General features: G+C 45.7%; 8 protein-coding genes. 1 reads left to right on the top strand and 7 read right to left on the bottom strand.

Going from position 1 to position 11,995, the window contains the following annotated elements:
- Window positions 1-1,165 (bottom strand): ATP-binding protein (locus ACTTJ8_RS10445; protein ID WP_442721149.1); only part of this gene is annotated, 1,165 nt, incomplete at its 3' end.
- A gap of 149 nt (window positions 1,166-1,314) precedes the next feature.
- Window positions 1,315-3,564, bottom strand: a complete 2,250-nt coding sequence (locus tag ACTTJ8_RS10440) for a transglycosylase domain-containing protein (protein ID WP_442721148.1) — start codon at window positions 3,562-3,564, stop codon at window positions 1,315-1,317.
- A 468-nt stretch (window positions 3,565-4,032) separates the two neighbouring features.
- Here ACTTJ8_RS10440 and ACTTJ8_RS10435 point away from each other — a divergent pair, with 468 nt between their 5' ends.
- Window positions 4,033-5,307 carry an OmpA family protein gene (locus tag ACTTJ8_RS10435; RefSeq protein WP_442721147.1) on the top strand — a complete coding sequence of 425 codons (1,275 nt, stop codon included), beginning with the start codon at window positions 4,033-4,035 and terminating at the stop codon, window positions 5,305-5,307.
- Between the two features lie 22 nt (window positions 5,308-5,329).
- Here the strand turns inward: ACTTJ8_RS10435 and ACTTJ8_RS10430 are convergent, their stop codons facing one another.
- The 5 genes from ACTTJ8_RS10430 to ACTTJ8_RS10410 form a co-directional block, all read right to left on the bottom strand.
- Window positions 5,330-6,337: a glycosyltransferase family 2 protein gene (locus ACTTJ8_RS10430; protein ID WP_442721146.1), complete on the bottom strand. Its 1,008-nt coding sequence runs from the start codon at window positions 6,335-6,337 to the stop codon at window positions 5,330-5,332.
- Window positions 6,324-8,825 (bottom strand): hypothetical protein, encoded by a 2,502-nt coding sequence (locus ACTTJ8_RS10425; RefSeq protein ID WP_442721145.1) that lies wholly within the window; start codon window positions 8,823-8,825, stop codon window positions 6,324-6,326. The genes ACTTJ8_RS10430 and ACTTJ8_RS10425 overlap by 14 nt, the downstream gene beginning before the upstream one ends.
- A gap of 68 nt (window positions 8,826-8,893) precedes the next feature.
- Window positions 8,894-9,568 (bottom strand): GTP pyrophosphokinase, encoded by a 675-nt coding sequence (locus ACTTJ8_RS10420; protein ID WP_442721144.1) that lies wholly within the window; start codon window positions 9,566-9,568, stop codon window positions 8,894-8,896.
- A gap of 176 nt (window positions 9,569-9,744) precedes the next feature.
- Entirely contained in the window at window positions 9,745-10,410 is a 666-nt protein-coding gene (locus ACTTJ8_RS10415) for a hypothetical protein (RefSeq protein WP_442716155.1), read from the bottom strand.
- Between the two features lie 94 nt (window positions 10,411-10,504).
- Window positions 10,505-11,995 (bottom strand): ATP-binding protein (locus tag ACTTJ8_RS10410; RefSeq protein ID WP_442721143.1); only part of this gene is annotated, 1,491 nt, incomplete at its 5' end.

Genomic DNA, 11,995 nt, shown 5'->3' with positions numbered 1-11,995 from the left:
AATACGCAGGCAGCAGATTCTTCAAAAAACCGTACCGGACTTCATTATTCGGAAAACCTAACCGGTACATCCGTGCTTCCGGGATGTATGTCTTTATCGTTAAATACCCCGATTGAAACAGAATCGGCAACGCATCTTGAGCAATAGCCCGATAGGTTTGCAAGCCTTCTTCATCAAGTTCAACCTTTCCATCAAGGTTGGGGATATAATAATGCGCTTCTTTTAAGAAGTTGACTAAAAAAGTCGGCGTTCCCGTACCGAACCAGTAACCGCTAATCTCTTTTTTGACAAAAGCGTTCAAAAGGCTAAAGGGATTGTACATTCCTTCCCCGGCTGGATGGAACAGATAGCCGTCATACCACTGCTTTAATGCTGCTAATGCCTCTTGATACGTGAGGTTTTGTTCATCGGCAAGCACTTGTATGTCCGGCTGGAAGTTCATTTCAAGTTCTGTTTGCGTAACACCGCAGATACCGGCATATTGTTTTTCCAGTGATATATCGCGGAGGTTATTCAAATCGCTGAAAATGCTGATCTTGCTGAACTTTGTTACTCCGGTTAAAAACGCAAAGCGGATATATTCATCACAGGTTTTAATCACCGAGTAAAATGCTTTGAGCGTATTACGGTAGCGTTCGTTCAGCTCTTCATTCACTCCCATCGTTTGCAGCAAGGGTTTATCGCATTCATCTATAAGAATAACTACCTGTTTGTGTGTTTTCTCATATATTTGTTTAATAACGCCTTCAAAGCGTTGCGCCAAATCGCCTTGGGCAGAGGTTAGAGCATATTTCTTTTCAAGCGGAGACAAAAAAAGTTCAATACGGCTTATTAAACTTTCAATCGTATCATATTGCCCCGTATTAAAGTCAAAATACAGAACCGGGTATTCTTGCCACGGGGTTCGGTTTTCTTGTGCAGCTTGTTCCTCTTCCGCTTTTTCAAGATACAAGTCTTTGAACAGCTCTTTTTGCCCGCGGAAATAGGCTGCCAAGGTTGAAAGAAAGAGGCTTTTGCCAAACCGCCGCGGACGGCTGAGAAAATAGACTCGGCTGCTGGTTACTAATTGCGCAAGATACGCTGTTTTATCTACATAGAGATAGCGGTCATTCCGTAAGACCTTAAAACTTTGTACGCCGAGCGGCAACTTCTGTGGAGTATTCATAGCGGTAGTATAACACGAATACGTAGATTCGGCAATTTCATCCTTCACCGTAAAGTACTCTATTGCATTGATGCACGATAGAGCACACCTTAATCAACATACCCCGACGCAATTTGTAAGTATTAACCCGCCGCGCGAATCCCCGGTAGCTATTCCGCAGCTTCAACGGTGAATGAGAGCTGCAGCGTTTCTGTTCCGCATTGTACCCGTAATTGATGCACTCCCTTTTCGAGCGGGAGTGATGCGGAAAACGGACGGCGGATACCGAAGGGGCTGTCATTATCGTAATAAACCGATAGGGAATCTTCTTTACCGCCGGTAACTTCAAGCGGGATGCAACCGTTGCGGTTATTCGGATTACTGATAAAATGCCCGCCGTCTGCAGGACTGATCACCCGTAATGTCTGAGGTGTAGCGATTATTGAACCATGCCGCGAGCTATGGGAAAACCATCGGCGGTACTCTTCGGGATAATTCGTATAAACCTTGCCTTGCTCTACATTGTGCCATGTACAGCAGACAGTGTTTAAACTTCTTGTACGATGTACTACAGCAGACGGCAGATATTCTAAGACCGTGGTTGGACAGGCGATACCGGCAGGCATTCCTGAAAGGGCGCAGATGGGTTCACGGTACCAGTACTCCGGTTCTGCAAAATGGTGTGCCGGTGTTCCCATGCTGTCTCCGGACTGCCGGTGAAGCCGCAGCAGTACATCCCGTGCAATAGCTGCCGGGGCTGAGCTGCCTGTTTTACCGATGACTGTGCTGCCTGAAAAATTCCCCATCCAAACACCGACGGTATAAGCAGAAGATGCTGCAAGCGCTACCAAACTTTGATACTGATTTGCCGTACCGGTTTTGAACAAAGCCGGAAAGGGAGTCTTAAATGTTGCCGCAAAGCCAAATCCCTTTGCCCGTGCCGCAGAATCGGAGAGTATGGAACAGATAAGCCGGGCTGTGTCTTCGCTGTATACTCTTTCCGGCTCGCTAAAGCCGTCAGCTGTTCCCCCGTTTTGAAACGAACGGAGCGGTATCATAATTCCTCCGCGCGGGAAGACACTAAATGCCCTGACTAATTCATATAAAGAAACCGGTACACTGCCGAGTGCAAGCGATAAACCTGCCTCCATGCCCCGCTGCCGTATATCTTGAAACCGCAGCTGCTCCAGTTTTTGTATGTATGCTTCCAGCCCGAGTGTATCGAGAAGGTACACAGCTGGAATATTCAAACTTGAGGCAAGGGCTACGCGGAACCGGACAGGACCGTTAAAACGGTTATTAAAGTTTTGCGGAATATAGGCATTTGCCTTGCCGAACCGCATCGAAATGTCCGGTACTATGTCGGAAGGCTTCCACCCCTGTTCTAAGGCAAGCGCATAGAGAAAGGGTTTTGTACTGCTGCCGCTTTGATTTAAGGCAGTTACTCCATTGATCTGTCCATTGGATTCGGTATCAAAATAGGCGTTAGAACCAACCCAACCGAGAATATTTCCTGTTGCATTTTCGATAACCAGCACAGCCCCGTTGCGGAGGCGGGCGTGTGAGTTTTTTTTCAGCTGTGTTTGTAAAAGCTGCTGCGTATATGCCGATAGGCTGCTGTCGGCAGTGATATGCCACTCAGGAGGCAGCGCTGGAGCTGTGGAGATATTCTGCTCTGCAGCAGACGGTACAAAATCCCCGGCTTTATAATGGCTGACAAGATATTCAATGTAATGTGGCATGTTAAAAGGATAGCGGAAGCGCTGCGCTGTCCGGGCTGCGTGTAAGAGCTGGGTGTGTACCTGTGCTGCCGTTTCAACCGTCAAAGGCTGCTTTTCATGGAGAAAAACCGCTGTATACAGCTCCGCTGCTTTTTCTGCACATAATTCCGGATTGTTTAGCGGATTATAGCCTACAGGATAGCGGGGAATAACCGCAAGGCAGCACAGCTGTTCGGCAGTTAGTTCGGCAAGCGGCAGAGCAAAAAACGTGCGGGCTGCTGAGGTAATCCCTTCCGTCTGAAAGCCGAAGGGAATGCTATTCAAATAGAGCTCAAGAATTTGCGGTTTAGACAGCAGCCGTTCAATTCTTAACGCATTCCATGCTTCACAGATTTTGGCACGCAATGTCCGTTTTTGTGCCGGTATAATTAAGCGGGCAAGCTGCATCGTAATGGTAGAAGCTCCGCTGATCCGTTTTCTGCTGGTGATATTTTGATATGCAGCCCGCATTACTGCCAAAGGATCAACCCCGTGGTGAGAAAAAAAATCCTTATCCTCTGCCGCTATAAAAATGCGGACTGCGTGAGACGGCATCGAATCCAGTGCGGTGTATTCCCGCCGTATACCGTTTTCCAGAGCGAGAATCTGCACGAGGTTTCCGCTCCGGTCATACACACGGGTACTCCAATCACGCTGCATGAAAGTATTTAATTCGGGAAAGGGGAGAAATAGGGACAGTATCAGTCCTCCGAACATCAGGGTAACAAGAGCTGCAGCGCTGTACAGTAGACGTTTTACTGTGAGCCTTTGTATACGATTAAGTATACGGTTCGATATAACAGAAAAATGCATAATAGTATCCGGAGCAGTGTAGTAGATAAAGGCATCCGCAAAAAACTAAAGTTTTTAGAGGTTCACATTACTTTATTCGTGCGGAGGGTTCATTCCAACATACAACGCCTAGTATGAGGGTATTAAAGCCGAGTCCAGCAGCCCTGTCAAGGATGTCTATTTGTTAGCGATGGCATCCCGTACCGGCCGGCTCATACAGTATGAAACATTGAGCATTACTCCCTGATACTCTACACCGAGGAAGACTATTTTTCAGAAGCAGGACAACGGCGCAAAATATTCATTATATGCGTATCCCGTTCCGATATTGAAAGCATGATGCTTCCTACTTATTTTTTATCGGTGCAGCGGCGCGTTTTTTTATGCGGTATACTGTTGTTTGCAACAGGGTTGTTCCAGCCCCTTTCTGCAGAAGTGTTCCGATTCCGGTTTAACGAAGGCGACACGTACCGGATTAATTCTACGGTAAACGAAGACGTGTATGTAAACGGGCAGTTCAGCCATAAGGCGTATATTACCAACCGGGTTACCGTCGCCGTATCTGATGTACAAGCGGCAGCAAACGGGCAGCCGGCATCAGCCCTTCACACGTGTACATTTATGACGAGTGAGCAAAACAGTAACCGTACCTTTTCGTGGGGACGTGAATACCCCAGTGTATTCCGCAGGGATGCCTTTGGGGTTTACAACATTGGAGAGCAGTATTTTATGCCGGTTATCCGGGATGTACCGGTGTTTCCTGACTATGATGTAAAGATCGGGCAGAGCTGGCAGCATCAGGCAAGCGAAGCTCATGACCTCCGTGACAATTTTAACATCCAAAAACCTTTTATCGTACCTGTTGAGGTGAGCTATACTTACAAGGGTACGGTGCAAAAAGAGCAAAAAAACTATTATTTAATAGAAGTAAACTATGATTTGTATTACGAAATTCCCTTGCGGAATATCCAAAACAGAACGGGGAGGAATACACCGCTACCGCCGCTTTATCCGGTACGCACGATGGGATATTCAAAGCAGCGCCTGTACTGGGACAATGAGCGGGGGCTGTTACCCTCCTATGACGAAGTATTTACTATTCAAATGGAACTGAATACCGGAGCTATTATTGAATACCGCGGCACTGCACAGGCAGAGATAACGGAGCTGCTGCCGATGAATAAAGAAGAAATGGCAAATACACTGGATAAAGACATACGTGATTTGGGGCTTGCCAATACAAACGTACAAAAAACCGATGAAGGAGTCATGATCAGTCTTGAAAATATTCAGTTTGAAGCAGATTCAGCCCGTCTTCTGCCTGGTGAGAAGGAAAAAATAGAGAAAATCGGGGAATTGTTGCGCCGCTATCCCGACTACGAACTGCTTATTTCCGGGCATACGGCACGGGCGGGAAAGGTGGAAGACCGGCAGCAGCTTTCCGAAGAACGAGCCGCAGCTGTAGCTCAGTATCTTATTGAGCTTGGTGTCCGGAGTGAACACCATATTTTTACCCGCGGCTTCGGCTCGGACAAACCGGTTGCACCGAATACCACCGAAGAAAATATGTCACGGAACCGCCGCGTAGAAATCACCGTACTCGAAAAATAGAACACAAGGCTCTCTGCACCGCCTATACGGTTCCCCACCATTCGCTGTGCAGCGCCCGAGCTTCTTCTTGTAATGAAGGAACCACACAGACTTCAAGCTGTTTAAGGTTATCGCTACGGTATGAACGCCCGAGGGCTTTAACCGCTTCGCGTATTTCGCTGCCGAGAGCAGGGTGTTCATCCAGATAAGAGAGAATAATGGTAAATACCGAAGCGGCGGAACACACTTTTTCCCATCCGGCACGGTCGGTAATTTGACGGCGGGACGTAACGCCGGTGTTAATACGGTAATTGTAGACGGTATCGGGTATGCCGAAATACATACGGGCATACAGGGCGATAAAAAAGGAAGTAAGAACGTCTTCTGCCATGGTGCAATAAGTGAAGGGAATTTCTGCGAAAGCTTTTTGAACAAGACTGGTTTTAAAGAGCTTGCCCCATAAAAAACCGGCATAACGATGCTCAATTAAAAAAGCGCGGAGAATTTCATCTCCGGTAAGCATCCCTTGGTACACATACGCTGCTTTTTTTGCAAAAGTTTCGATGCGAGCTTCCGGCTCCCCTTCCATACCGAACACCGCTGCTTTTCCATGCACAATATCCGCGCTGGAGGTACATGCAGCATCGTACAGAATACGGAGAGCAGCAGGCGGCAGTTCATCGTCAGAGTCTGCAAAGGCAATGTATTCACCTGATGCTGCCTGCACCGCTGTCCGGCGCGCTTCCACCAGCCCAAGGTTCTTTCCATGTTCCAAAAACAAAAACGGCAGCCCCCGTTCCTTAAACCGTCTTGCATACACTTTAATAATGCGCTCAAGCTCTTTTATACCGGGGCTGCCGTCATTGACAACGATAGTTTCAAACAGCGGCGCTTCCACCTGCCGTAACACGCTGTCTAAAAACCGCCCGACCAGCCCCTCCGTCCCGTACACCGGCACACAGAGGCTGACGAGCGGCTTTTGCTGCGCAGTACGCCGGAAGCGCGCCGCGCAGCGTTGAAAAAAGTCATCTTGCGGATTATTTCCACTCAAAGCCGCAGGTAAGCGTTGGTGATAATTCCCTAGAGAAGGTACCACCGGCATTACCTTTTTCTGCCAACAAGTTTTTGTCTAAGTCATATTCAAAGACTTTATTATTGTTAGCTTCAACATGAGTAGAAATTCCGTTTTTACCCCAAGCGCTATCCGAAGCAATGGCAAGCTTTTTCGGCTTAACAGCAATAAAGCGGTAGAATCCATAGCTGACTCCCTTGTTCGAATCCTCTGTTGTTGAAGCTACAGCATTTTTTGTGACAAGCGCTACAGCATTTCCGGAGAAGGTGTCTGTTTCATGAACCTTATACAGTACGTTACTGTGTTTAAAGCTATCAATACAATAATCGCTGCCTTTCTCCTTCATCCCTTTTTCTTGCTTTGATGTAACAGCATACAACACACCATTGACTATCTGTAAGTCATGAACAATTTCGTCATAGTCGTTGTAAGGGGCGTGAGAACTATGACTGTCGAAAGGACTAGCATTATTGACAATAACAATGTTCCCATCTGCAACACCTGTATCTTTCCTATATTTCCATATATTGAGCGTATAGGGAGCAAACAATCCTGCTTGTTCTTTTGTAGCGACAAACACCCCGTCCTTGTTTGCGACAAGGGTAGTAACGGTTTTGCCTGATGGAAGTGTAATGTTATATGCTGTAGAAGGAGCGCCTGTAAAAGTAGAATCCCATTGCCACTGTTTTATTTCGTATGTAGTGGACGGTTTTTTAGCAGCACAATACAGGAACTTTTGTCCATCAGAAACATCTGTCGCAATGGCGACAACCTCATCTGAAATACCCAAATTCAGTTGCTGCCCTTGTGTAAAATCATAGGTACCGTTTTTCAGCTCAAACCGTGTAACACAATACACCGTTGATTCCTTCCACAGTATATACAAATTACCCTCTTGGTCATAGCAGAAAATATCAGTAATTTTATTGGTTGGAACAGTAGTTTGAAAGATTTTTGTAGCTTCAGCCGGTGCAGAGCTTGTTCCATCAGTGCTTACCCAATAGCGGACCGCACCGCTGGAATCTTTCTCCCATAGCAATACCGGTGTTTCGGGGAACTTGTAGCCGGGTTTTTCTGCGTACCATGTTGCTTCCGTATTGCTGAATGTTATTTCCTTTGTTTTCCGATTAAAGGCGGCGATGCGGTTTTTATTCCCGTTAATCCGCCAATTTTCGTTGAGGTACTCTATGTTGATTCCGTCATCCGCAATGTAGATATAGTCTTCGTCACTGCCGATAAAACCGATGGGATTTGCGAAAGCATCTGAGTCAAAGGGAAGGTATGCATCTGCAGTACCGGCTTTAGGGGGCTTTTTTAAATAGGTAACGGTATTATCATCACGGGAATAGCAGGCAAGCGCACCCGCCATATAGAGCATTCCGTTATAACGGTATTTTTCTTGCAGTAGGCAGTACACGCCGCTTGCATCCGCAAAGAGCCCGGTACACTGAGTGGGGACATGTATTACAGCGCTGGTATTGAGTTCATCAAGCTCAGCTGCATTTTTTTCGGTAAGTGTAAGAGCCGTTCCAGACAGTGCCGCGATACAGGCAAACAGTTTATTAGGTTTAGCGAGAGAGGGTGAGCGGTTGCGTTGTACCGTTAAGAAAAGCTCACCGTTATATGCAGCCACTGCAGTAAGAGTGTCGTTAGTCTCTATGTCTGGCAGTGTAGCAAGGTCAACACTGTTTGAGCGTGTAAAAGCATTATGCGAGGTTTCTGTTACCGCATAGATGTCAGTCTGCGTAGTAAAAACGGCTACAAAAAGGGTGCCGGTTTTAGGATCAACCGTCATCGTTTTAATTCTGCCTAAACTACTTGGTAATATGCCCTGAATAGCGGTCTCAAAACCGGCATCCTCATTGCCTTCGGCATCAAAGCGGCTAAAATGCCGTGAACCGCCCTTATCATACAGCGCATATATTCTGCCGTTGCCGTCCCGTGCAGTTACCGGAATAATATAATTGGAACCAATATTCACATCGGTCAGCAGCTCTTTACCGCTTGCCAACTTGAGTGTTACTTTTGCATCCCCGTAAGGGGTCTGTGATATAACGCTTGAAAGGATGTTCCTTACGCTTTTCGGCGTTTTGGAAAGCTTCACGGCAACGGGATTATCTCCTTCCGTAACGGTGTGCACCGCCGAGCCGCGCCATTCGCCTGCAGCTGTTGTAACAATAACTTCTACCGTAATTTTTGTACCGGCGGGAATCTGCAGCTCGACCGGAATCGGCGCTGCCTTTTTCCACACAGTTCCGTCTTCGCCGGTAACGGTGATTTTAGTATTCGTTTCATCAAAAACCGGCAGTCCGCTAACGGAATCAACTGAACGGGCGGCTCCTCCGCCGACAACTACCCGCACAGTGCCGGTTCCTTTTCCAGCGGTAATGCTTTGACTACATGCCGTAAATACAAGGCACAGTACTGCAAAAAGAATGCTTACAAAGTTTGCATACAACTTTTTCATACTTTCCCTTCTAGCCATATCGTACACATTATAGCCTAGATATATTTAAAAAGTAAAGAGACTGATTCTTATTTTTCTTTAACATGTCCTTCAGGACAGCCGTATTCTTTCTGTATTTCTATTTCTTTACTGATATCTTCAAGCTCCATCGCAATTCCATTGATATGTTCTGCACAAAGTCTTAGTTTTTCGGTAATTTGAGCAGTATTACAATTTATCGCCTTTTTATAGTAGATTTTATGCTCAACACTTGCCCAAAAATCCATCGCAATGGTACGGAACTGCACTTCAACCTGCATATATTTTTTTCCTTCTGCAAAGAAAACAGGAATTTCCAGAATCAAATGCAAACTGCGATAACCGTTCGGTTTAGGATTTTTAATATAGTCTTTCCGTGCAAGCAGGCGGATATCATCCTGCGCGCAGAGTTTTTCAGCAAGAATGTAGATATCTTTTTGAAAAGTACAGATAACGCGGATGCCAGCTACATCGTGCAAATTCTGCTCAATATTTCCGATGGATACCGGAAGATTCATCTTTTTTAACTTATCAAAGATGCTGATGGGCTTTTTAATTCTGCCGCTAATCGATTCAAAGGGATTATGCTCCTGATCCAGCGATAGTTCAGTGTTCAATACCTCAAGTTTTGTCTGAACTTCCTGCATAGCACAGCGGTACTGCATCATCAGGTGCACAAATGGATATGCCCCTTCAAACAATTCTTCCGGTTTTGTACTGTTCATAAATTCATCAAATGTCAAACTGGTCAATTGGTACCTCACGATGTAGTAATTATAGCGGCATTTTTAAAAGGGAAAGCCTTTTTAAACTCAAATTCAGGGTAAATCTTCATTGCGGTTTTACAGAACAACCGCCTCTACCGTACTCTCTCGACTTAGAGTATCGGCATATTTTCGCATTAGTTTGTAATTTTCAAGAAAAAATCATCTCCCTGCCGCTCCCATTCGGCATAAAAACCTGCAGCATCGGCAGCTATCGTAATATATTTATATGCAAATGCTCTAAATTCTTTAGGATCCGTTATTTCAAAAAGCTGCCATGCGTAGACCGGCATATTTACAGGGTTTCCTTCGGTTCTATCTTTTGCAATGAACTGCCGTGTAAATATCGGTTTATAGTCAGTCCACATAATTCCGTATCGATCCTGATATATTCCGCTGTAATAGAAGTCAGTGGGGGTATTACCAAGTGAGGGTTCATTCTGTATACGAATATCTTTCCCTGTCTTATTGATAACATGCACTATCGCCGGCAGTGCATTTTCAAGAATAAGTTGGGTATCGCTTTTAGATTTAATCTTTGCACCGTTCACACTCAATACATTGCAGTCCCCATGTTCACACAAAGTAAAAGAAGCCTTATTCGATAATCCCCGTGGGTCGTTTACAGCGCCTATAACATAGGATGCAGCACTGTTCTGATTCCCAAGCGTATCAATAAAATCCGTAACCGTAACAACAGCACGCCAATCAGACTGATTGATAACGGTCAGTATCCGTTGCTGCTTTTGCCCGCATCCAAGCACAGCAGCAGCCAACAGCAATATAATCACAACCTTTTTCATATTTGTATTCCGTACTTTTTCTCTTTGACTTTTGGTTTCCTTTATATTGTTAATGTAACCGCTAAAGACATGGAGGGCGCAGATGCTAAATGGTTTAGTTTTCAAAAACTTCTATTTTCCATTGTTCAATCGTTCTTACGCCTTCGTCAAACGAACTTCCGATCAGTACAACCTTCTTGCCGTCAGCCTTGTACTGCTCCGCATAGCGGTTCTCTTTTATCTGGTTGAGGGCTTCCTCAGCAGTACCGTTGCCGGAGAGCTTAAACTCGAAGATATAAACGCTAGTCGCTGTTTGTACAATACAATCTGCTCTCCCTGTGGAACAATGCACCTCCGTCTGTACAAACTGTCCCATGAGCGTAAAGACGAGATACACTGCCGTCTGGTAGTTCTGCTCCCGCAATTTCAGGTTTTCTTCCGTGAAGTTGTCATACGCGATACCGGAAATGATCGCCTTGAGCCGCTCCATGACCCCTTCTACATTCCCCGCGCGAATATCTTCCACAAAGTGCCATACCGATTTTCCCGTCTCCACAAACGGCAGCCCCGAATACGCAGGCAGCAGATTCTTCAAAAAACCGTACCGGACTTCATTATTCGGAAAGCCTAACCGATACATCCGTGCTTCCGGGATATATGTCTTAATCGTTAAATACCCCGCTTGAAACAGAATCGGCAATGCATCTTGAGCAACAGCCCGATAGGTTTGCAAGCCTTCTTCATCAAGTTCAACCTTTCCATCAAGGTTGGGGATATAATAATGCGCTTCTTTTAAGAAGTTGACTAAAAAAGTCGGCGTTCCCGTACCGAACCAGTAACCGCTAATCTCTTTTTTGACGAAAGCGTTCAAAAGGCTAAAGGGATTGTACATTCCTTCCCCGGCAGGATGGAACAGATAGCCGTCATACCACTGCTTTAGGGCTGCCAATGCCTGCGCATAGTCCATATTCTGCCGTGTTGCGAGTGATTGTATGTCCGGTTGGAAGTTCGTTTCAAGTTCTGTTTGTGTGAGACCGCAGATACCGGCATAATCTTCTTCCAGTGATATATCGCGGAGGTTATTCAAATCGCTGAAAATGCTGATTTTGCTGAACTTTGTTACCCCGGTCAAAAATGCAAAGCGGATATATTCATCACAGGTTTTAATCACCGAGTAAAATGCTTTAAGCGTATTACGGTAATGTTCGTTTAGCTCTTCATTTACTCCCATCGTTTGCAGAAGAGGCTTATCGTATTCGTCTACAAGAATAACGACCTGTTTGCCGGTTTGCTGATATGCAGCTTGTATCAGAGATGTAAAGCGTTTAGCATGAGAGAGACTGTTCTTTTGCAGATTGTATTTCGACTCTTCGGTATCTAAAAAATAACTAAGAGTTTCATCTAAAGCGCCGCTCAGTTCATATTGCCCGGTATTAAAATCCAGATAGAGTACAGGATATGCTTGCCACGGGGTTCGGTTTTCTTGTGCAGCTTGCTCCTCTTCGTTTTTTTCAAGATACAAGTCTTTAAATAGCTCTTTTTGCCCGCGGAAATAGGCTGCTAAGGTTGAAAGAAAGAGGCTTTTCCCAAACCGCCGCGGACGGCT

Origin of the sequence: Treponema sp. (assembly GCF_052169735.1) — a bacterium.
Taxonomy (GTDB): Bacteria; Spirochaetota; Spirochaetia; order Treponematales; family Treponemataceae; genus Treponema.
Note: the sequence above shows the minus strand (reverse complement) of the source record. Positions and strands in the feature narration are given on the sequence as shown.